The sequence below is a fragment of the Pseudomonas chlororaphis genome, assembly GCF_001921865.1.
GTDB lineage: Bacteria > Pseudomonadota > Gammaproteobacteria > Pseudomonadales > Pseudomonadaceae > Aquipseudomonas > Aquipseudomonas chlororaphis_D.
On record NZ_MSCT01000008.1, the window covers coordinates 529,065 to 550,568 of the forward strand.

A 21,504-nucleotide genomic window follows, 5' to 3' on the forward strand; every position below is an offset into this window, starting at 1 on the left:
CTCAAGAGGGTTTTTGCCAATAAATTTGCGCTGCAAAATTTTCTTTTAATGACTAAAATTATAGCACGTATATTGTTATGTCCTACCGCTACAGATCATGGTCATTCGCTGGAACTCGAATGACTGGAAGCGAACACGAGCTAGCTAGGAAAAAGCCAATGATCGCTCATTACGCACGTCGCGCTGATCAGGTTGCATGTGGCCGTAGTAACCACGACTTGAATAGCACTTCACAACCAGCGGGGTTCGCTGCAAAAAATGCCTTAGCTCAAATTCTTTCAAGCAGGCATTGTGGTTTGACGAGCTTCAGAAGTGCACTGGAACTGAGGCAATCGGTTTTGCAGACTGGTCTGCTGGCATACTCGGTACAGTCTCGACTGTTTTCTACGTGAAACGGAGGAAATGGCTCAGGGGCTTAAGCGTGATTTACGACCGCTGGTTGTTAACGATATCGGATGATAGGAAAGAAGTACCAGGTACACCACAAGCCCAGCGAAGTCTGGTGGGGCGTTAGGGCAGAATCGGGGCCGCCACTAGCTGCAGCACGCCAGGGGTAAGGGGGGAGAGTGCTGTCTTTTAGGGCCTTAAGCGGCCCGTAGGGTGTATGAAGGGGTTTGAGTCCCTATCCATAAAGCCGGATAAAAACCATGAGCGACAAGCCATTTCGTTTAGATCGGCAAAGCCTACCTTGTGACTATCCAACTCATCGACACACCAGCATTTTTGGGGAGCAGCTGGGTCGCACCGTAGCTACATGCGGTTTCTTAGAACAAGTATTGGGACGGGCCATCTTCGCACTTACTGCGACATGTAAGCATGCTGAGGATGAGTTGGAAGAAGCCTGCGGCAAATGGCAGAGCCAACTTGAACGGGCCCTGTCTGATCCTCTCGGTGGACTCATCAATGCCTACAGCAAGGCGCTTCGGGACCACCATCTGAAGCCGATTATTAATCCTAATACACTGATTGATGACCTGCGCGGCGCAGCCCAGTTACGAAATGTTTTGTGCCATGGTTCTTGGCAGGTGCCGGATGCCGATGGCAAGTCATTGCCTCTATTCGTCGATAAAAAACTGAGAGTTTTCAACACTCCTATGGATGTCTCCTACCTAAAACAAGTCCGTGCCCATATAACCGATCTGGTGTGCTCGGTTATCGACTCTGTCAGCAGCGTGGGCTTGCAATTCCCAGGAGATGTTGGGCCGGGTGATCCAGTCTGGGAATAATGACCGTTTCGAGTGTGGGCGTAGAAGGTAGCTAGAAAATTGCTACAGAGGATGGTCGCCAGGTTGCGTAGTCTCAGCTGGCTAGGGGGCAAGCGAGATACTGCGTCCAATCCATCATCGGCGCCACGGAGAAGCGGCGGGAGAGGGTGGGCGAGGCAGTTGAAACAGGAGATAAGAGCATGGGGCAATCTGGATGGGTGAGGCGAAGGAGGGGCAGTTTATCAGGAATGGGGTTCAGGGGTTGGGCGCGCGCGTGGCGGTGGGATGAGGGGGCTTTGAGTGGCGGGTGCAGGAAAAAACGCGGACCTCAGGTCCACGTTCTTCATAAGGGTGCAACGGCGCAATCGGCAGTCGAGTTTCCGCTGCGCTTGAATCATTCGAGCCTGTCCGCCAACTCCCGGGCCTGATTCACCGCCTCTTGTCGCGCTCGCTGATCCACCTCGTACCCCAGGATGGTCTTTTCCACGATTAGCGCATGCACATTCTTGACGCCGACAAACCCCAGCCAGGCCTCGACATAAGGCTTCTGGAAGTCGTAGCGCTGCGCCGGCGTGTCCGATTGCGGCGAGAAGTCGAGGCCGCGGGCGTAGGCGACGACAGCGCTCTTGTTCTGCAATAGGCCACGGAGGCCGTGCTCGGCGCTGAAACTGAAAAGGAGGTCTTTCTGTGAAACCAGGTCGATGAAGTGCTTGAGTTTGTAGGGAATGCTGTAGTTCCACAGCGGCACCGAGAGCACCAGCAGGTCGGCGTCGTGCAGGGGCGCGGCAAGGGCTTCCAGGGTACGCCAGGCATCCTGCTGGGCGGGGGAAAGGGCGATGCCTTGCAGGCCGGCGTACTTGGCGTCCATGGCGTGTTGGTCGAATTCCGGCAGGTCCAGGCTCCAGAGGTCCAGGGTACTGACTTCGCAGCGAGGGTGGAGAGCCAGGTAGCGGTCGATAAAGCCGCGGGCGACCTGTTGCGAGGCGGAGCGCTCTTTGCGCGGGGAGCATTGAATGTGCAGTAGGCGAGTCATGGCGGCATCTCGGATGGGGAGTGCCGGGCATTGCAACATAGCAATATAAAGAATATAAATTGTGAATTAACGGCTTATTGATCACGAAACAGCATATGTTCGATGCTCTGTTGCTCAAGACTTTTGTTGCGGTGGTGGATGAGGGGGGCTTCAGTCGCGCAGCCGAACGGCTGCACCTGACACAGTCCGCAGTCAGCGGTCATCTGCGGCGCCTGGAGGAGCAGGTCGGCAAGCCGCTGCTCGCGCGGACTACGCGTTCCCAGCATTTGACCGCCGATGGCGAGCGGCTGATGGCTTATGCGCGAGCCATTCTCGCCTTGAATCGCGATGCCTGGGCGGAGCTGACGCGTTCGCCGTTTCGCGGTCGGGTGCGGATCGGCATGGCCGAAGACTTTGCCGAGCCGCGTCTGTTGCGGGCCTTGCGGGAGTTCGCGGCGCAGTACCCGGGCCTGGAAATCGACGTTCAGGTGAATATTCCCGGCACGCTGCTCGAGCGCATGAAGCAGGGCGATCTCGAGTTGGTCATCGGTTCGCTGTGCGACACCAGCGGAGCGGGGCTGCTGCTCTGGCAAGAGCCGCTGGTCTGGGGCTGTTCCGAACAACAGGCCATGAGCCGATTGCCAGCACCGTTGCCATTGGCCCTGTTTCCCGAACCGTGCCCCTATCGGGCGGCCGCGTTGATGTGTCTGGCGCAGGCTGGAATCGCCCAGCGCACGGCAATGCTCTGTACCAGCACGGCAAGCTTGAAGGCTGCGGCCCTGTCCGGGTTCGCGGTGGCGCCGATGGCGATCGGGCTACTGGGGCAGGGGCTTGCGGCGCTGGGGCCGGAGCATGGTTTGCCGGAGCTGCCTGCTGCGCAGTTCCGACTGTTTACCTCTGGCGAAGCTGATCATGGCGTTGTGGCGGGGCTGTCCCAGGTGGTCGTGGAGTATTGCGCGTCGCGACGGACCTAGCGGCGAGCGAGGCCGTTTCAAGCTGCAGCGCGACTGCCGCAAACGCTGTTGGGCAGCCGCGTTGGCCAGGGCTAGAGTTCCAGGCCTTCCTGGATCACCGACAGCAGGGCGTCTTCGTTGAGCGCCAGCGGAGCCGGTCGGGTTTTGGCGGACGCTTGAGCTGCCTGGATCAGCCAATGCCCTTCGCCGTGATCGTCGCTGTTGCGCAGCATGTGTCTTTGCGGGCCAATGCCATGGATTTCGACGCGCCCCGAGCCTTCGCTGGTGAAGCGGGCGATGGGGTCGAGGAGAATGCTTTTGTGGTTGCCCTCGATCAGCAGTTGGTCGATGGCATAGTTGAAGGTGGCGCCGGACCTGTGGCTCTCGAACACGCGAGTGGGCACGCGCCGGATGCTCAGTCCGACCTCCGACAGAGGGATCAGCCAGGTCTCGATCTGGTGGTACATCTCATAGACCTGCGTCGGCCACAGTTCGATGGCCTTGTCTGCCGAGATGTCTTCCTTGGCCCAGCTGTCCTGTTTTTGTTTCAGCCTTGCGGCGAGCTCATCGACCTTACTCATTCCGACTTCCTATCGTGATGTGAGGGTACGTGTGATGACAGAAGGTACTTTACCTGGGCGGACGGTGACCAGCGATTCATGACCGTTTGGTGAACGACGCCTCTTGTATTGTGGCGATGGGTTTTTTATATAGCACTGATGGACATCAGAAAAATGCTCTACATTTTCAGAAGGCGCCACCCTGAATTGTCCGGTATTACCTCTTAGGATTACCCACTAACGGCGCCCGGCTGCATCGCATGCCTTACCCTGCCAGGATGATGCTTTGCCTATCCCGATTCACGATGCTGACCATTCTTCCGATCGAGCCTTGAAACGACTTCCTCTGCTCAAGGCTGCGGTCGTGTTTATTTCAATGGTCTGTCTGTGCCTGTGCGGTCTGCTTTACCTGCAGTTGGCACAGTCTTACCGCTACGATATGGCGCGGGCGCAGGTCGCTTCGTCGAACCTGGCCCGGGCCATGGCGCAGCAGGCCGAGGACACTTTCGTCGAGGCCGATCTGGTGCTGGCCAGCCTGGCCGACTGGATTCAGAAGGATGGTTACGGCTCTGCGCAAAAACCGTTTTTGCAGAAAATCTTCGCGCAGCGGGCGCAGGCGCTCAAGCAGCTGCACGGCTTGTTCCTGTTCGATCAGGACGGGCACTGGATTGTCACCTCGGCCGATCAGTTGCCGCTTGGAGACGGCGTGATCAATCGCGACTATTTCCGCTTCCATCAGCAGAATGCGTCCTTGCAGGCCCATGTCGGTCCGGCGATCCGCAATCGGGGGAACGGTGAGTGGATCATTCCCTTGTCGCGGCGATTGAACGACAAGCAAGGCCATTTCGAAGGCGTGCTGATGGCCGGTATCAAGCTGGCTTATTTCGACCAGTTCTTCAAAAGCTTCAGCATCGACGACAGCGGCACCATGTTCCTCGCCCTCGCCGACGGCACCTTGCTGGCGCGGCGCCCGCTGGAGGAGCGGCAGATCGGAGCGTCCCTGGCGCGTGGGGAAATCTTCAGCAAATATTTGCCACAGGCCCTTTCGGGCACGGCGATGATTCGCTCGCTGGTCGACAACAAAGTCAGGCTCTACGGCTATCGCCAGTTGGAGGCTTATCCACTGGTGGTCGGCGTGGCGAGTTCGAAGGACGCGATCCTCAAGGACTGGTACGCCAGAGCCTACCAGTCCAGCGCGATTGTCGCCGTGATCGTGCTGGGGATCGGCCTGTTCGGTTGGGTCTTCGTGCATCAGGTGCGCAATGGCGAGCGTATCGAGGCCGACTTGCGCGCAGCGCAGGAGGCGCTGGAGGTGATCGCGACCCATGACAGCCTGACCGGGCTGGCCAATCGTCGTTTGTTCGAGCGGGCGCTGGAGACCGAGTTCGGACGCGGAGGGCGGCAGGCGAGCCCGTTGAGCTTGATCATGCTCGATATCGATTTTTTCAAGCGCTACAACGACACCTACGGCCATGTCGCGGGGGACCGGTGCCTGGCTGAGGTGGCGCAGGTGTTGAGGGATTGTTGCCAGCGCAAGGCCGACCTGGTGGTGCGTTATGGCGGCGAAGAATTCGTGGTCCTGTTGCCCGACACCGAGATGCAAGGGGCGCTGGCCATGGCCGAGCAGATTCGTCTCGGCGTCATGGAAAAGAACATCCCGCATAGCGGCTCACCCTTCGGCCGCGTCACCCTCAGCCTGGGCTGCTACTGCTTTGTGCCGAGCGGGAGCGACAGTGCCGAAGCGTTTCTCAAACATGCCGATGCTGCGTTGTATCAGGCCAAGAAATCCGGGCGCAACCAGGTGGCCGTCGAGAATATCTGCGAGCCGCTGGTCCGTTCGGATCGCTGACAAGCGAGCGATAGTGCATCCGGGCGCTCAGCCCGGGTAACCCAGCGTGTGTTCGAGCTGGCGCCGCACTGCCTGCCATTCGTCGTCGATGATGCTGAAGCGCACGGAATTGCGTTTGCGGCCATCCGGCATGATTCGCTCATGGCGCACGATGCCTTCCTGTTTCGCGCCCAGGCGCAGGATCGCCTGGCGCGATCTGTGGTTGATTTCGTCGGTGGTGAATTGCACTCGAACGCACTCGAGCACCTCGAAGGCATGGCGCAGCATCAGGTACTTGGCTTCGGTGTTGACGAAGGTTTTCTGCCAGCGTGTGGCGATCCAGGTGCTGCCGATTTCAAGTTTGCGGTTCTTGCGGTCGATCTTCCAGAAGCGGGTACAGCCGATCACCTCGTTGCTGGCCTTGAGAACCGTGACGAAGGGCAGGACAGTACCGGCCTCGCGACCACTGAGGGCCACTTGCAGATAATCGTTCACCGTTGCGCGGGACGGCACCACGGTATATGGCAGGTTCCACAGTTCGCCATCCTCGGCGGCGCTGACCAGGGCGTCGGCATCGCAGCGTTGCAGCGGGCGCAGGAGAATTCTCGGGCCTTCCAGTTGGTCCATGGCAGGATTTCCGGCAGTGTGGGGAGAAAGGTTTTGGCTGGTTATTACAGGCAGTTGCCGAAGGCTTGGCAAGGTCCATTAACGTGCTGTTTTGAACAGGGATATTGGCCAAATCAATTGCCGGCCGGGGGCTGTTTTGACGTATACATAGCGCCGATACGCGCCTCCTCATGCATAAGGACAACCCCATGAGCCAGCCCCACCTGATGAACTTCGCGCTTTACCTGCAACGGCTCGGTTACTCCAGTGCGCCGTCGCCGAGTCTGGCGACCTTGCACGAGCTGCAATTGCGCCACACCAGCACCTTTGCCTTCGAAAGTCTGTCGACCCTGTTGCGCGTGCCGGTGCCGATCGACCTGGCCTCGGTGGAGCGCAAAGTCCTGCAGGACGGCCGCGGCGGCTACTGTTACGAACTCAACCAGATGTACCTGGTGTTGTTGCAGCACCTGGGGTACGAGGCTCGGGGCATCACCGGGCGGGTGGTGATGGGCGGGCCGGAAGATGCCTGGCCGGCGCGCACCCATCGGCTGGTGCTGCTGACCCTGGACGGCAAGCGCTATATCTCGGATGTCGGCTTTGGCGGCATGGTGCCTACCGGGCCGCTGTTGCTCGATACCGAGGACGAGCAGGCAACGCCTCACGAGCCGTATCGCATCACCGAGCGCGAGGGCAGTTACACCCTGCGTGCCAAGGTCGCAGGGGAGTGGCGGGCGATGTATGTGTTCGACTTGCAGCGCCAGGAAGCCGCGGATTACGAGATGGGCAACTGGTTCGTCTCGACGCACAAGGACTCGCTGTTTCTTGGCCAGTTGAAAGTTGCGTTGATGGGCGAAGGCCTGCGCCGGACCCTCAATAACGGCAGCTACGCGGTGCACCGTCTGGGCCAGGACAGCGAGCGGCGACAGATCACCGATCCCGACGAGCTGCTTGCCCTGCTGCGGGACGAATTCGCCATTCGCGTGCCGCAGCATCCGCGTTTGCGCGAAGTGCTGGGCGAATTGCTCGCGGTAGCGCAGTCGGCCTGATCCGTTCGGGCTTCAAGGTTCCTCGGTGTCGAGGTCGAGGGTCAGGTAGAAATAGTCGATATCCGCCCAGGCGTCGCGGCGATCGACCAGGGTCTGCGCCGAACCCATGGACACCCGATAGCCCAGCTGGCTGCGCGGGTCGCGGTAGAAACCCGGCGGCGCCTCCCAGATGCAGCAGGAGCGCCGCAGGGGCGGCATCTGGAACTGCTGGGCGAGATAGGTTTCGGCGGCTTGGGCATCGCGTCCCGCCAGGCGATAGGTGGCGCGCAGCGGTCGGGTCTGCAGTTCGGGTTCCGCGTGGCATTCGAGAAACTCGATGAAGGCCGGTTTGTGGCCGATCCGGGCCAGGAAGTCACCGCAGGCCGGAGCGGCCAAGAGGCTGGATGCCCATAGCAACAACGCAGGGCTGAGCAGGATCGAGAAGCATCTGTTCAAGTGACGACGCCTTCTTGGCCGTCCGTCCCTGGCTGGCCAACGTTCCCATGGGATCGTGCGGCAACAATTCCCATCTGGCGAATCTCGACTCTCATACGGGCCTTTCCTCGTAGTCGCCATCACGATCCTTGAGCTGACGGCAATGCATCCAGTGAGTCAGCAGGGCGACCAATGCACTGTCCAGCAGCCAGAGCGGCATCAGCAAGCGCAGGCCCGGATGAAGGCAGAGCAGGCCAGCGATCGCCAGCCCCAGCAGCAGGCTGCTGAACCAGTTGGCGCGACCTTTGCTGCTGAGCAGGGCGTACAGCGGGGTAAAAACCAGCGCCATGGGCAGAAAGCCGAACAGCGCGCCGCCGGCGACGAACAGGGCGAATGTCCCCAGGGCACTCCAGAACCCTTGCCACAGGTTGTCGGCGAAGCACGCGGCGAATACCGCGAAGACAAATCCCTGCAAGGCAACGACCGTGCGGAAGCTGCCGTAGGCAAGGCGAAAGGTGTATCCAAAAGGGTTCATGCAATCGCTTCCCTGCGCTGATCGGGGGCGTTGCCTGTGGGGTTGCCCTGAAGCGGGGATTCTATCAGCGGTTTTTTGGAAGGCCAGGGACGAAGGGGGGTGTTAGCGGATACCGTGAGTTTATGAGGGAAAGACAAGGCTTGAAAAGTGTATACAAACATGTGGACATTTGTCTTTGCTGTTGAATACAGTGTGCCCATAACAAAAACCAGGGAACCCCCCCAACCATGAAAACGCCCTCTGTTTCAACGCAACGACCCGAAGATGAAAACCTGGGTCTTGGCGCGAATATGGCTTACGGCCTGCAACATGTTCTGACCATGTACGGCGGTATCGTCGCGGTGCCGTTGATTGTCGGCCAGGCGGCTGGCCTGGCACCGGCGGACATCGGTCTGTTGATCGCAGCGTCGTTGTTCGCCGGCGGCCTGGCAACGCTGTTGCAAACCCTCGGCCTGCCGTTTTTCGGTTGTCAGCTGCCGCTGGTCCAGGGCGTGTCCTTTTCGGGCGTGGCGACCATGGTGGCGATCGTCAGCAGCGGCGGTGAAGGGGGCTTCCAGTCGATTCTTGGGGCGGTGATCGCCGCGTCATTGATCGGTTTGCTGATTACTCCGGTGTTCTCGCGCATCACCAAGTTCTTTCCGCCGCTGGTCACGGGCATCGTGATCACGACCATCGGCCTGACGCTGATGCCAGTGGCCGCGCGCTGGGCCATGGGCGGCAACAGCCATGCGGAAAACTTCGGCAGCATGGCCAATATCGGCCTGGCGGCGATCACCCTGGTGCTGGTGCTGCTGCTGAGCAAGATCGGCAGCGCGACCATCTCCCGTCTGTCGATCCTGCTGGCCATGGTAGTCGGTACGATCATCGCGGTGTTCCTGGGCATGGCTGACTTCTCCATGGTCACCCAGGGGCCGATGTTCGGTTTCCCGACACCGTTTCACTTCGGCATGCCGACCTTCCATTTCGCCGCCATCCTGTCGATGTGCATTGTGGTCATGGTGACCCTGGTGGAAACCTCGGCCGACATTCTCGCGGTGGGCGAGATCATCGACACCAAGGTCGACTCCAAGCGCCTGGGCAACGGCCTGCGCGCCGACATGCTGTCGAGCATGATCGCGCCGATCTTCGGCTCCTTCACCCAGAGCGCCTTCGCCCAGAACGTCGGGTTGGTGGCGGTCACCGGGATCAAGAGCCGCTACGTGGTGGCCACTGGCGGGGTGTTCCTGGTGATCCTCGGCCTGCTGCCGTTCATGGGCCGGGTGATTGCCGCGGTACCGACCTCGGTGCTCGGCGGCGCCGGTATCGTGCTGTTCGGCACCGTGGCGGCCAGCGGGATCCGTACCTTGTCCAAGGTCGACTACCGCAACAACGTCAACCTGATCATCGTTGCCACATCCATCGGCTTCGGCATGATTCCCATCGCCGCGCCGACCTTCTACGACCATTTCCCGAGCTGGTTCGCGACGATTTTCCATTCCGGCATCAGCTCGTCGGCGATCATGGCCATCGTGCTGAACCTGACCTTCAACCACTTCACCCTGGGCAACTCGGACCAGCAGTCGGTGTTCGCCGTGGCCTCCGAGCGGACCCTGCGCTTCCAGGACCTGGCGGCACTGCGTGAAGGCGACTACTTCAGCGGCGGCAAGCTGCACGATGCGGAAGGCAACGAGATTCCGGTGCTGGATACGTCTCATGGTGAGCACTCGTCAGCTGTCCATCAGGCGTCGTCCCATGCCACGGGCGCCGTCGAGACCAGCAAGGTCTAGGTCCGGCTGAGCGAGCCGCCAACCTGGACGCGATGCGCCCAGGTTGGCGTTTAGTCCGTGACCTTGTCTGGCAGCCCTTGGCGCACCAGCGACAAGGCAAACAGCACGACCACGGCAGCGGCCGCCGACAGCGTCAAGGGCAGGCCGTGGGCGCCGCCGCTCATGGCCGCGCCGCTGAGCAGTGGTCCCAGCAGGCTACCCATCCCCCACAACAACCCCGCGCTGGCGTTGGCCGTGACCAGGTCGGGTCCGCTGAACTCCTGACCGATCAGGATGATCGCCAGGGTGTATACCCCGCCGGCCGCCGCGCCGAGTAGCACCAGGCTGGGCCAGAGCAGTGTCGGGTGGTCCATCAGCAGCGGCAGCCCCAGGCCGATCACCAACGACACCGCGCCACAGCCCAGGTAGATGGCCGCGCGCCCGGCCTTGTCCGACAGCCAGCCCAAGGGGAACTGGAACGCCGCGTCTCCCAGCAGAATGATGCTGACCATCAGCGCCGAGAGTTTGATGGCGTAGCCATGGCTCGCGGCGTAGACCGGAAACAGCGAGAGAATCACTGTGTCGAAGAAGGCGAAGAACAGGATGCCCGCGCACAACGCCGGCGCCACGCGGATAAAGCCCAGGACTGAAAAACTCTTGCTGTCGGCGTGCGCGGCAACGGGGCGCTGTCGCGGCAGGGTCAACCAGACGACGGCAATCGCCAGCAGATAGCCTGCGCTGACAATGGCGATCACCGCCGGCCCTTCGGTGCCGAGCAGGGCTACCAGGCCGGGCCCGATCAATTGGAATACCGTGAAGCAGGTGGTGTAGACCGCGATGACCCGCCCGCGCATGGCATCGGTGGCCATCTCGTTGACCCAGGTTTCCCCCAGAATGATGATCAGCCCGGCGCCGAACCCCATGACGATCCGTGCCAACCCCAGGCCGGTCAAGCCGATATCGGGCATTTCCAAGGCGGCGATGCTCAGGGCGCACAGGCTGAAACACAGCAGGTAGATCTGTCGGCGGCTGAGTTTCTGGCACAACCCGTTCACCACAAAGGCCGAAAGCATCATGCCCGCGGCGGGCAGCGCCGACATGATGCCGATCTGTGTATTCGAAGCACCGGCCTGATAGAGGCGCAAGGCAATGACCGGCACGGTGGAGCCGATGCTCAGGCCGACAATCGAGATGCCGAGGATCAGCGCGGCCAACAGGGTTTTGTTCATGGATGGCACCTGCGCCCGACGGATCGGGCGCTCAAGACGATTTGCTGGGGTGCGGCGCTTTTGCGTGGGCAGGGCTCGGGCCCGGCTTATGCGGGCATGGGCCGAGTCGAGGCGTCTGCGGCGCAAAGCCTTTGGCGGCCCGATGCCCGGCAGATGGAGGCCGGTGTTGCATCAGGTCCGCGCCGGGTTCAGGCGCAACGAGTGGGGTCAGGCGTGGGGCGAGAAGGTGAAGGCGAACAGCACGCTGCGGCGACGACGATTGATCGCGCAGTCGGATTGCGCCACCGCGAGGAGCTGCGATGGGCTTATCGAGAGAAAGGAGTGAGCGGTGTGCGCAGGGAAAAACATGAGTCGGGACGGCTGGCGTGAGAAAGCGCACAGCCTACTGCAGGCACTGGCGTCAGGCAATCGGATCGCAGCAGGCGTTTGTGGTGGACGAAAACGCGCATCCGCATGCCAATCTGGCATGCGTTGAAGCAATTCTGGGGGAGGGTGACGCGAAACCGATTCGCCGCGGGAGCAGGGTGCTCCTGGAAATGTTGCTGGCCAATCAGTGTAGAAAGATGGCTCCACGACCTGGACTCGAACCAGGGACCCAGTGATTAACAGTCACTTGCTCTACCAACTGAGCTATCGCGGAATGCGGCGTATCTTACTGATTAAGAAGGAGAAGTCAAGCAGTGAAAGCAAATTTTCGCTGGCTTGAGCGCCAGCGTTCGAGTGAATGGGCCGCTTGGCGCACTCAGCCGCCGAAGGTAAAGGTGCCCAGCATGAACTTCGCCGCCAGCGAGGTAGCCGCCAGTTGCACCAGCCACAGGGCCAGGCCGCCGAGAAACACCCCGAGGGCAATTTGCAGGACCAGGTTCTTTTCGCGTTTCTGCGGGCGGGGAAAGTGCTCCAGTTCGTCGCGGTCGGCGCGCAAGTCGTCGTGTCTCATGGGAAGTTCTCGATAGGGAAGGCTGAGTCCAGTGTAGGAGCGAGCGGGCTCTCGATAAAGTCCGTCCCGACACTGGGATTTCAAAGGCGAAGCACAAAAAAGGGGGAAGCCTGCAGGCTTCCCCCTTTCATTCACCGCGTGGGCTTCAGATCACCTGGATGATGGCCTTGGTCACAACATCGATGTTGTTCTGGTTCAGCGCGGCCACGCAGATACGGCCGGTGTCCAGGGCGTAGATGCCGAACTCGTTGCGCAGGCGCGTCACTTGTTCAACGGTCAGGCCGGAGTAGGAGAACATGCCGCGCTGGCGGGCGACGAAACTGAAGTCGTGCTGTGGCGCGCCCTTGGCCAGCAGGTCGACCATCTGCAGGCGCATGCCGCGGATACGCAGGCGCATTTCGGCCAGCTCGGCCTCCCACTGTGCACGCAGTTCCGGGCTGTTCAGCACGGCGGCGACGATGCTGGCGCCGTGGGTCGGCGGGTTGGAGTAGTTGGTGCGGATCACGCGTTTGACTTGCGACAGCACGCGCGCGCTTTCTTCTTTCGATTCGCTGACGATCGACAGGGCGCCCACGCGCTCGCCGTACAGCGAGAACGACTTGGAGAACGAGCTGGAAACGAAGAAAGTCAGGCCCGACTCGGCGAACAGGCGCACGGCGGCGGCGTCTTCGGCGATGCCGTCGCCGAAGCCCTGGTAGGCCATGTCGAGGAACGGTACGAGATTTTTCGCCTTGATCACCTGCAGGACGTTGTTCCAGTCCTCAGGGCTCAGGTCGACACCGGTCGGGTTGTGGCAGCAGGCGTGCAGCACCACGATCGACCGGGCTGGCAAGGCATTCAGGTCTTCCAGCAGGCCGGCGCGGTTCACGTCGTGGGTGGCGGCGTCGTAGTAGCGGTAGTTCTGCACCGGGAAACCGGTGGTTTCGAACAGCGCGCGGTGGTTTTCCCAGCTTGGATCGCTGATGGCCACGACGGCATCAGGCAGCAGTTGCTTGAGGAAGTCGGCGCCGATCTTCAGTGCGCCGGTACCGCCCACGGCCTGGGTGGTGACCACGCGGCCGGCGGCCAGCAATGGCGAGTCGTTGCCGAACAACAGCTTCTGCACGGCCTGGTCGTAGGCGGCGATACCGTCGATCGGCAGGTAGCCACGGGAGGCATGTTGAGCGGCGCGAATCGTCTCGGCTTCGACAACGGCGCGCAGGAGTGGAATTCGCCCCTCCTCGTTGCAATAAACACCGACCCCCAGGTTGACCTTGTTGGTACGGGTATCGGCGTTGAATGCTTCGTTGAGGCCCAGGATTGGATCGCGTGGTGCCATTTCGACAGCGGAGAACAGGCTCATTATTGCGGCGGCTCTGAATGGAGTGTGGAGGGACGTGTAGCGCTCCAGCCGAATGCACTAGAGCGGTGCACAAACGGGGAGCTAGTATAGAGGCCATCACTGTGCGCGGCGACAGGGGAAGAGGCTTTTCCGGCAAGTTTTTCGGTTTATTTTTCGACCGTTAGTCTTATTGCAACGTCAAAGTCTTAGAGGGGGTTAAGACCTTTACCTTGAAAGCTGTGGAATTTGCCTCCACATCTAGCGCATTCCAGTATTTTCCTAGCGACACTCGTCGTTTGCGGTCTTTCTCGTTCCTGTGCGACAGCCTCGTGCCGGAGTGAATCCAGAGGTACGTTATGTCTGAATTTCAGCTCGTCACCCGCTTCCAGCCCGCCGGCGACCAGCCGGAGGCCATCCGCCTGATGGTTGAGGGTATCGAGGCCGGGCTGGCGCACCAGACGCTGCTCGGCGTGACGGGTTCGGGCAAGACCTTCAGCATCGCCAACGTGATTGCCCAGGTGCAGCGCCCGACGCTGGTGTTGGCGCCGAACAAGACCCTGGCGGCGCAGCTGTACGGCGAGTTCAAGGCGTTCTTCCCGAACAATGCGGTGGAGTATTTCGTTTCCTACTACGACTACTACCAGCCGGAAGCCTATGTGCCGTCGTCCGACACCTTTATCGAGAAGGATGCCTCGATCAACGACCACATCGAGCAGATGCGCCTGTCGGCGACCAAGGCGCTGCTGGAGCGCAAGGACGCGATCATCGTCACCACGGTGTCTTGCATCTATGGCCTGGGCAGTCCGGAAACCTATCTGAAGATGGTGTTGCACGTCGATCGGGGCGACAAGCTCGACCAGCGCGCTTTGCTGCGCCGTCTGGCCGACCTGCAATACACCCGCAACGACATGGATTTTGCCCGTGCGACCTTCCGCGTGCGCGGCGATGTGATCGATATCTACCCGGCGGAATCCGACCTGGAAGCGATCCGCATCGAGCTGTTCGACGACGAGGTGGAAAGCATTTCCGCCTTCGACCCACTGACCGGCGAGGTCATCCGCAAGCTGCCGCGTTTCACCTTCTACCCCAAGAGCCACTACGTGACGCCGCGGGAAACCCTGCTGGACGCCATCGAGGGGATCAAGGTCGAGCTGCAGGAGCGCCTGGAATACCTGCGCAGCAACAACAAGCTGGTGGAGGCCCAGCGCCTGGAGCAGCGCACCCGTTTCGACCTGGAGATGATCCTCGAGCTGGGGTATTGCAACGGTATCGAAAACTACTCGCGCTATCTCTCCGGGCGTCCTGCCGGGGCGGCGCCGCCGACCTTGTATGACTACCTGCCGGCGGATGCCTTGCTGGTGATCGACGAGTCCCACGTCAGCGTGCCGCAGGTCGGCGCCATGTACAAAGGCGACCGCTCGCGCAAGGAAACCCTGGTGGAGTACGGCTTCCGCCTGCCGTCGGCGCTGGACAACCGGCCAATGCGTTTCGACGAGTGGGAAGGGGTCAGCCCGCAGACCATCTTCGTCTCGGCCACTCCGGGCAACTACGAAGCCGAACATGCCGGCCGCGTGGTCGAGCAGGTGGTGCGGCCTACCGGCCTGGTCGACCCGCAGGTGGAAGTGCGTCCGGCCCTGACTCAGGTCGACGACTTGCTGTCGGAAATCACCAAGCGCGTCGCCCAGGAAGAACGGGTGCTGGTGACCACCCTGACCAAGCGCATGGCCGAAGACTTGACCGACTACCTCGCCGACCACGGCGTGCGCGTGCGCTATCTGCACTCGGACATCGACACCGTGGAGCGGGTCGAGATCATCCGCGATCTGCGCCTGGGCACCTTCGACGTGTTGGTGGGGATCAACCTGCTGCGCGAAGGCCTGGATATGCCGGAAGTGTCGCTGGTGGCGATTCTCGACGCGGACAAGGAAGGCTTCCTGCGTTCCGAGCGCTCGCTGATCCAGACCATCGGCCGCGCCGCGCGTAACCTCAACGGCCGGGCGATTCTCTACGCCGACCGTATCACCGGCTCCATGGAGCGGGCGATCGGCGAGACCGAACGGCGCCGCGACAAGCAGATCGCTTTCAACCAGGCCAATGGCATCACGCCCAAAGGTGTGGTCAAGGACATCACCGACATCATGGAAGGTGCCACCGTGCCGGGTTCGCGCAGCAAGAAGCGCAAGGGCATGGCCAAGGCCGCCGAGGAAAATGCCCGCTACGAAAACGAGTTGCGCTCGCCCAGCGAGATCACCAAGCGCATTCGCCAGCTCGAAGAGAAGATGTACCAACTGGCCCGCGACCTGGAGTTCGAAGCCGCGGCGCAGATGCGCGACGAAATCGCCAAGCTGCGCGAGCGTTTGCTGACCGTTTGACCGTCAGTGGGTTTCGCCGGCCTTGATCCCGGCCGGCAGCGCCTTGGTCAGCAGAATCGCCAGCATGCTGATGCCCAGCGCGATTCCGACAAAATGAAAGGCATCGTTGTAGGCCATGATCAGCGCCTGCTGGTGGGTGATTTCGCTGAGTTTGCCGAGGGCGGCGGTGTCGCTGCCGAACTTCTCGGCCAGGTTCGCCAGGCGTTCGGCCACTTGCGGATTGCTCGGCACGATGGATTCGCGCAGGTAGTCGAAGTAGGTCTTGGTCCGTGCGTCCAGCAGCGTCGCCAGCAGGGCGATGCCGATCGCGCCGCCGAGGTTGCGCAGGATGTTGAACAGGCTGGAGGCCGAGCCGGCGTCCTGGGGCAGGATGTAGGCGGTGGCGATCAGCGAGATGGTGACCATGATCAGCGGTTGCCCGAGGGCGCGGATGATCTGGATCTGATTGAACTGCGGCCCGGCGAAATCCGGGTTGAGCACCCCCGACGAAAAGCTCGCCAGCCCGAACAGCCCAAAGCCCAGGGTGCACAGCCATTTGGGTGAGACGAACTGCATCAGTTTCGGCACCAGCGGAATCAGGAACAGCTGCGGTACGCCCATCCACATGATCACTTCGCCGATCTGCAAGGCGTTGTAGTTCTGGATCTGCGCCAGGTACAGCGGCAGCAGATAGATGGAGCCATACAGCCCGACGCCCATCCCCAGGCTGGAAATGCTCGACAGGCCGAAGTTGCGGTTGCGCAGGATACCCAGGTTGATCAGCGGATTGGGCTTGGACACCTGGACGATGACAAAGGTGATCAGGCTCAGCAGGGCGATGCTGCCCAGGCTGACGATCAGGTTCGATTCCAGCCAGTCCTTGCGGTGGCCTTCTTCAAGAAACACCTGCAGGCAGCCCAGGCCGATACCCAGGGTGAGAATCCCGGTGTAATCGGTGCTTTTCAGCAGCTCCCAATGCGCCTCCTTCTTCTCCAGGCCATAGAGCAGGCCGGCGATCATGATCAGGCCGGGCGGAATGTTGATGTAGAAGATGTATTCCCAGCCCCAGTTCTCGGTGAGCCAGCCGCCCAGGGTCGGGCCGATGGAGGGGGCGAAGGTCGCGGTCATGGCGAACATGGCCATGCCCTTGGCGCGATGGTGCTCGGGCAGTTTGATCAGGGTCAGGGTGAACGCCAGGGGGATCAGCGCGCCGCCGGTAAAGCCTTGCAGGGCACGGAACACGATCATGCTTTCCAGGCTCCAGGCCATGGAGCAGAGCAGGGAGGCAATCAGGAAGCCCGCCGAGACCCAGACCGCCAGGCGCCGGGCCGACAACAGCTGCACCAACCAGGCGGTAAGGGGAATCATGATGATCTCCGCCACCAGATAGGAGGTGGAAATCCACGAGCCTTCCTCGAGGGTCGCCGATAGCGCGCCCTGGATATCCTTGAGCGAGGAGTTGGTGATCTGGATGTCGAGCACCGCCATGAAGGCGCCCAGCATCACGCTCATCACCGCGATCCAGTCGCGCCGGGTGGGCTCGCCCACCGGACGCAGCAGTTGATCACCGGCCATCGGCAGGGTCTTTGATGTTCACTTTGACGGTCACCGACATGCCCGGACGGATCTTGCCGCGTAGCGGATTGTCGGCGGCAAAGGTCAGTTTCACCGGAATCCGCTGTACCACCTTGGTGAAGTTGCCGGTGGCGTTGTCCGGCGGCAGCAGGCTGAACTGCGCGCCCGAGGCGGCGAACAGACTGTCGACACGGGCTTCGATCGGCGTGTCGTCATAGGCGTCGAACCGCAGTTCGGCTTTCTGCCCCGGTTGCATATGGCCGATCTGGGTTTCCTTGAAGTTGGCCTGAACCCAGATGTCCTGATCCGGCACGATCGACAGCAGGTAGGCCCCGGCCTGCACGTACTGGCCATTGCGCGCGGCACGTTGGCCGATCAGCCCGCTGATGGGGGCGTGGATTTCGCTACGGGTCAGGTTCAGTTCGGCCTGGGCCAGGTCGGTGCGGGCATTGGCGATCTGCGCGTCGAGACGCTTGATCTCGGCGCTCAGGGCGTTGACCTGCTGGCGCTGGCCCTGCAGGTCGGCCTGGGCCTTGGCCACTTGCGAGCGGGCGATATGGTTGTCGGCGGACAAGGTGGTGACCCGTTCTTCGGAGACATAGCCCGGCTTGCGCAGGGTTTGCGCGCGGGACAGATCGATCTGCGAGCGCCCGAGGCTGGCCTGGCTGGAAGCCACCTGGGCTTCGCCAGCCGCGATCAGGCTGGCCTGTTGCGTGAGTTTGCTCTGCGCTTGCAGGCGTTCGGCTTCGCGGGTGGCCAGGGCGGCATTGGCGCGATCCACGGCGAGGTGGAAATCGTCGCCCTCGAGGCGGATCAGTAATTGGCCTTTTTCGACGTGCTGGTTGTCCTGTACCAGCACCTCGTCGATGCGTGCCCCAAGCTGGCTGGAGATCCGCGTGATTTCACCCTGGACGTAGGCGTTATCGGTGCTTTCGTAAAAACGCCCGTGGAAAAACCACTGCGCGAGAAAGCCGAGGGCGATCAGCAGGACCAGGAGCAGGAAGATGAACAGACGACGCTTGAGTTGAGCTGGCATGGGGTGGGCAGGCTACGGTCAGGAAATGTAAGAAAATTTGTCAGTGGGTGAATCTGGCATATGGTCGACCAGCGGTAAATGCCATCGATGGATAATCGGCAACTCGGCGGCCGGGACGGCTCCGGTAGTCTCAACCTTGGCTTAAATGCCCTGCTCACTGGAGCGGGGCCGGTATCGCCTGTTACCATTCGCCTCTTGTTTGATCTTCGCTTTTCATATTCTTTCCGAGACATGCCATGACCACCGTCCGCACGCGCATCGCGCCATCGCCTACCGGGGATCCCCACGTAGGTACCGCTTATATCGCCCTGTTCAACTACTGCTTCGCCAAGCAGCATGGCGGTGAGTTCATCCTGCGCATCGAAGACACCGACCAACTGCGTTCGACCCGCGAGTCCGAGCAGCAGATTTTCGATGCCTTGCGCTGGCTGGGCATCAACTGGAGCGAAGGCCCGGACGTAGGTGGCCCGCACGGCCCTTACCGGCAGAGTGAGCGTAGCGACATTTACCAGCAGTACACCCAGCAACTGGTCGATATGGGGCATGCCTTCCCGTGCTTCTGCACCGCCGAAGAGCTGGACCAGATGCGCGCCGAGCAGATGGCCCGTGGCGAGACACCGCGCTACGACGGCCGTGCGTTGTTACTGTCCAAGGAAGAAGTGGCGCGCCGCCTGGCCGCTGGCGAACCGCACGTGATCCGCATGAAGGTGCCGAGCGAAGGCGTCTGCGTGGTGCCGGACATGCTGCGCGGCGACGTTGAGATCCCGTGGGATCGCATGGACATGCAGGTCCTGATGAAGACCGATGGCCTGCCGACCTACTTCCTGGCCAACGTGGTCGACGACCACCTGATGGGCATCACCCACGTCCTGCGTGGCGAGGAATGGCTGCCCTCGGCGCCCAAACTGATCCTGCTCTACGAGTACTTCGGCTGGGAACAGCCGCAGCTGTGCTACATGCCGCTGCTGCGCAACCCGGACAAGAGCAAGCTGTCCAAGCGCAAGAACCCGACCTCGGTGACCTTCTACGAGCGCATGGGTTTCATGCCGGAAGCCATGCTCAACTACCTGGGCCGCATGGGCTGGTCGATGCCGGACGAGCGCGAGAAGTTCTCGCTGCAGGAAATGGTCGACAACTTCGACCTGTCGCGCGTTTCTCTGGGCGGGCCGATCTTCGATATCGAGAAGTTGTCCTGGCTCAATGGCCAGTGGTTGCGCGACCTGCCGGTGGAAGAGTTCGCCAGCCGCGTGCAGGCCTGGGCGCTGAACCCCGACTACATGATGAAGATCGCGCCGCACGTGCAGGGCCGGGTTGAGACCTTCAGCCAGATCGCGCCGCTGGCCGGGTTCTTCTTTGCCGGTGGCGTGACCCCGGATGCCAAGCTGTTCGAGTCGAAGAAGCTCTCGGGCGATCAGGTCCGACAGCTGATGCAACTGATCCTGTGGAAGCTGGAAAGCCTGCGTCAGTGGGAAAAGGACAGCATCACCGCGACCATCCAGGCCGTGGTCGAATCGCTGCAACTGAAACTGCGCGATGCCATGCCGCTGATGTTTGCCGCGATCACCGGCCAGGCCAGCTCGGTTTCGGTGCTCGATGCCATGGAGATTCTGGGGCCGGACCTGACCCGTTTCCGCCTGCGCCAGGCCATCGATCTGCTGGGTGGCGTGTCGAAGAAAGAAAACAAAGAGTGGGAAAAGCTGCTGGCTGCGATTGCCTGAGCCAACAGGCTTGATGCGTAGGAGCCGGCAAGCCGGCTCCTACGGTCGGGAAAAACCCCCGGATTTACGGGGGAGGGCGGTAAGTGATTGTTATCCCGACAAATTTTTTTAGATATTTCTGAAAAAAAGTTTGACAGCTTTCTGATACGCCCTTAAGATTCGCCCCGTCCTCAGCGATGACATCAACGATGAGGGGCTATAGCTCAGCTGGGAGAGCGCTTGCATGGCATGCAAGAGGTCGACGGTTCGATCCCGTCTAGCTCCACCAATTTACAGTTCAAGGCTTGGCCACACCGGCCTTGAATCGATCAGATCTCAGCACTGATCAGTTGTACAGAAGGGTTTGCGTCCCCTTCGTCTAGTGGCCTAGGACACCGCCCTTTCACGGCGGTAACAGGGGTTCGAGTCCCCTAGGGGACGCCAGTTTTACAGAAGCGATGTTGCAAGATGTCGCTCCGCCGCGAGGCGAAAAATCTGGGGCTATAGCTCAGCTGGGAGAGCGCTTGCATGGCATGCAAGAGGTCGACGGTTCGATCCCGTCTAGCTCCACCAATTTTACAGTTCAAGGCCTGGCCACACCGGCCTTGAATCGATCAGGTCTCAGCGCTGATCAGTTGTATAGAAGGGTTTGTGTCCCCTTCGTCTAGTGGCCTAGGACACCGCCCTTTCACGGCGGTAACAGGGGTTCGAGTCCCCTAGGGGACGCCACGATTACCCGCTCTGCGGGATTTATAAGGGTCATTCAATTATTGAATGGCCCTTTTGTTTGTCTGGCGTTTGGCCAATTCTCTCTTTCTCTTTCAACACTGTTCTTCTGACCGACGGTCACACTAACGACTTGCGAAAATTTATTATGAGAATAATATTTTGATCGTAATATTCGGAGGCAACGATGAACGATAAAAAAGCTCAAACCCGCGAACGCATTCTCCAGGCCGCCAGCTCCGCGCTGGTACAACGTGGCCCGGCCGAGCCGAGCGTGGGCGAAGTGATGGGAGCTGCGGGCCTGACGGTCGGTGGTTTCTACGCGCACTTCGAAAGCAAGGATGCCTTGATGCTGGAAGCGTTCAGCCAATTGCTGTCCCAGCGCCGTGGCCTGATCGCCGATATGGACGCGTCGCTGACTGGCGAAGAGCGGCGGGCATTGGTGGCGGCGTTCTACCTGTCGCGCAAACACCGCGATTCCACCGAGCAGGCCTGCCCGATCCCGGCCTCGGTTGGTGAAATGGGGCGCCTGCCCGAGGAGTTTCGCAAAGTCCTGAATGAACATATCGAACTGATGCTGGCCCAGTTGGCCGCCACGCCTGAAGAAACCGACAAGGCGCTGGCCGACCTGGCCCTGATGGTGGGGGGCTTGTCCCTCGCCCGGGCGTTGGGAGCCGGTGAGTTATCGGACCGTTTACTGCGCGCTGCCAAATCGGCGGTGCTATGAC

18 protein-coding genes and 5 tRNA genes are annotated in these 21,504 nt (G+C 61.0%); 12 read left to right on the forward strand and 11 right to left on the reverse strand.

All coding sequences use genetic code 11. The features are described 5' to 3' along the window. The first annotated feature begins 647 nt into the window (after positions 1 to 647). Positions 648 to 1,226, forward strand: a complete 579-nt coding sequence (locus BTN82_RS09690) for a hypothetical protein (RefSeq protein ID WP_075118909.1) — start codon at positions 648 to 650, stop codon at positions 1,224 to 1,226. A 373-nt stretch (positions 1,227 to 1,599) separates the two neighbouring features. Here the strand turns inward: BTN82_RS09690 and BTN82_RS09695 are convergent, their stop codons facing one another. Further along, on the reverse strand, positions 1,600 to 2,238 hold the full coding sequence (locus tag BTN82_RS09695) for an FMN-dependent NADH-azoreductase (RefSeq protein ID WP_075118910.1): 639 nt from the start codon (positions 2,236 to 2,238) through the stop codon (positions 1,600 to 1,602). Between the two features lie 95 nt (positions 2,239 to 2,333). Here BTN82_RS09695 and BTN82_RS09700 point away from each other — a divergent pair, with 95 nt between their 5' ends. Next, entirely contained in the window at positions 2,334 to 3,191 is an 858-nt protein-coding gene (locus tag BTN82_RS09700; RefSeq protein ID WP_075118911.1) for a LysR substrate-binding domain-containing protein, read from the forward strand. A gap of 71 nt (positions 3,192 to 3,262) precedes the next feature. On the opposite strand, the gene BTN82_RS09705 is transcribed toward BTN82_RS09700, so the two are convergent. Further along, a complete protein-coding gene (locus BTN82_RS09705; protein WP_075118912.1) occupies positions 3,263 to 3,751 on the reverse strand; it encodes a hypothetical protein in 489 nt (162 codons plus the stop codon). 265 nt (positions 3,752 to 4,016) lie between these two features. Here BTN82_RS09705 and BTN82_RS09710 point away from each other — a divergent pair, with 265 nt between their 5' ends. Continuing rightward, on the forward strand, positions 4,017 to 5,579 hold the full coding sequence (locus tag BTN82_RS09710; RefSeq protein WP_075118913.1) for a sensor domain-containing diguanylate cyclase: 1,563 nt from the start codon (positions 4,017 to 4,019) through the stop codon (positions 5,577 to 5,579). 27 nt (positions 5,580 to 5,606) lie between these two features. On the opposite strand, the gene BTN82_RS09715 is transcribed toward BTN82_RS09710, so the two are convergent. Beyond that, a complete protein-coding gene (locus BTN82_RS09715) occupies positions 5,607 to 6,185 on the reverse strand; it encodes a GNAT family N-acetyltransferase (RefSeq protein ID WP_075118914.1) in 579 nt (192 codons plus the stop codon). A gap of 188 nt (positions 6,186 to 6,373) precedes the next feature. Here BTN82_RS09715 and BTN82_RS09720 point away from each other — a divergent pair, with 188 nt between their 5' ends. Continuing rightward, complete coding sequence (locus tag BTN82_RS09720; protein WP_075118915.1) at positions 6,374 to 7,210, forward strand: arylamine N-acetyltransferase family protein; 837 nt, start codon at positions 6,374 to 6,376, stop codon at positions 7,208 to 7,210. Between the two features lie 12 nt (positions 7,211 to 7,222). On the opposite strand, the gene BTN82_RS09725 is transcribed toward BTN82_RS09720, so the two are convergent. Both BTN82_RS09725 and BTN82_RS09730 read right to left on the reverse strand, forming a co-directional pair. Further along, positions 7,223 to 7,645 carry a DUF4952 domain-containing protein gene (locus BTN82_RS09725; RefSeq protein ID WP_075118916.1) on the reverse strand — a complete coding sequence of 141 codons (423 nt, stop codon included), beginning with the start codon at positions 7,643 to 7,645 and terminating at the stop codon, positions 7,223 to 7,225. A gap of 91 nt (positions 7,646 to 7,736) precedes the next feature. Then, positions 7,737 to 8,159, reverse strand: a complete 423-nt coding sequence (locus BTN82_RS09730; protein ID WP_075118917.1) for a hypothetical protein — start codon at positions 8,157 to 8,159, stop codon at positions 7,737 to 7,739. A 227-nt stretch (positions 8,160 to 8,386) separates the two neighbouring features. Between BTN82_RS09730 and BTN82_RS09735 the strand changes: the two genes are divergently transcribed. Further along, a complete protein-coding gene (locus BTN82_RS09735; RefSeq protein ID WP_075118918.1) occupies positions 8,387 to 9,925 on the forward strand; it encodes a nucleobase:cation symporter-2 family protein in 1,539 nt (512 codons plus the stop codon). Between the two features lie 50 nt (positions 9,926 to 9,975). On the opposite strand, the gene BTN82_RS09740 is transcribed toward BTN82_RS09735, so the two are convergent. From BTN82_RS09740 to BTN82_RS09755, 4 genes are all read right to left on the reverse strand, one after another. Continuing rightward, positions 9,976 to 11,133 carry an MFS transporter gene (locus BTN82_RS09740; protein ID WP_075118919.1) on the reverse strand — a complete coding sequence of 386 codons (1,158 nt, stop codon included), beginning with the start codon at positions 11,131 to 11,133 and terminating at the stop codon, positions 9,976 to 9,978. Between the two features lie 564 nt (positions 11,134 to 11,697). Beyond that, a tRNA-Asn gene (locus BTN82_RS09745) sits at positions 11,698 to 11,773 on the reverse strand. A gap of 102 nt (positions 11,774 to 11,875) precedes the next feature. Beyond that, positions 11,876 to 12,070 (reverse strand): hypothetical protein, encoded by a 195-nt coding sequence (locus BTN82_RS09750; RefSeq protein ID WP_075118920.1) that lies wholly within the window; start codon positions 12,068 to 12,070, stop codon positions 11,876 to 11,878. 145 nt (positions 12,071 to 12,215) lie between these two features. After that, entirely contained in the window at positions 12,216 to 13,412 is a 1,197-nt protein-coding gene (locus BTN82_RS09755; protein ID WP_075118921.1) for an amino acid aminotransferase, read from the reverse strand. A gap of 335 nt (positions 13,413 to 13,747) precedes the next feature. Between BTN82_RS09755 and uvrB the strand changes: the two genes are divergently transcribed. Further along, a complete protein-coding gene (gene uvrB, locus BTN82_RS09760; RefSeq protein WP_075118922.1) occupies positions 13,748 to 15,763 on the forward strand; it encodes an excinuclease ABC subunit UvrB in 2,016 nt (671 codons plus the stop codon). A 3-nt stretch (positions 15,764 to 15,766) separates the two neighbouring features. Here the strand turns inward: uvrB and BTN82_RS09765 are convergent, their stop codons facing one another. Both BTN82_RS09765 and BTN82_RS09770 read right to left on the reverse strand, forming a co-directional pair. Then, positions 15,767 to 17,257 carry an MDR family MFS transporter gene (locus BTN82_RS09765; RefSeq protein WP_186828377.1) on the reverse strand — a complete coding sequence of 497 codons (1,491 nt, stop codon included), beginning with the start codon at positions 17,255 to 17,257 and terminating at the stop codon, positions 15,767 to 15,769. Positions 17,258 to 17,306: 49 nt separating this feature from the next. Then, positions 17,307 to 18,353, reverse strand: coding sequence for an HlyD family secretion protein (locus BTN82_RS09770; protein ID WP_075118924.1), 1,047 nt, complete (start codon positions 18,351 to 18,353; stop codon positions 17,307 to 17,309). Positions 18,354 to 18,589: 236 nt separating this feature from the next. Here BTN82_RS09770 and gltX point away from each other — a divergent pair, with 236 nt between their 5' ends. From gltX to BTN82_RS09800, 6 genes are all read left to right on the forward strand, one after another. Next, positions 18,590 to 20,071 (forward strand): glutamate--tRNA ligase, encoded by a 1,482-nt coding sequence (gene gltX, locus BTN82_RS09775; protein ID WP_075118925.1) that lies wholly within the window; start codon positions 18,590 to 18,592, stop codon positions 20,069 to 20,071. 192 nt (positions 20,072 to 20,263) lie between these two features. Continuing rightward, positions 20,264 to 20,339: transfer RNA gene (locus BTN82_RS09780), tRNA-Ala, on the forward strand. Between the two features lie 79 nt (positions 20,340 to 20,418). Further along, a tRNA-Glu gene (locus tag BTN82_RS09785) sits at positions 20,419 to 20,494 on the forward strand. A 53-nt stretch (positions 20,495 to 20,547) separates the two neighbouring features. Beyond that, a tRNA-Ala gene (locus BTN82_RS09790) sits at positions 20,548 to 20,623 on the forward strand. Positions 20,624 to 20,703: 80 nt separating this feature from the next. Further along, positions 20,704 to 20,779, forward strand: a tRNA-Glu gene (locus BTN82_RS09795). A 184-nt stretch (positions 20,780 to 20,963) separates the two neighbouring features. Continuing rightward, complete coding sequence (locus BTN82_RS09800; RefSeq protein ID WP_075118926.1) at positions 20,964 to 21,503, forward strand: TetR/AcrR family transcriptional regulator; 540 nt, start codon at positions 20,964 to 20,966, stop codon at positions 21,501 to 21,503. The last annotated feature ends 1 nt before the right edge of the window (position 21,504 follow it).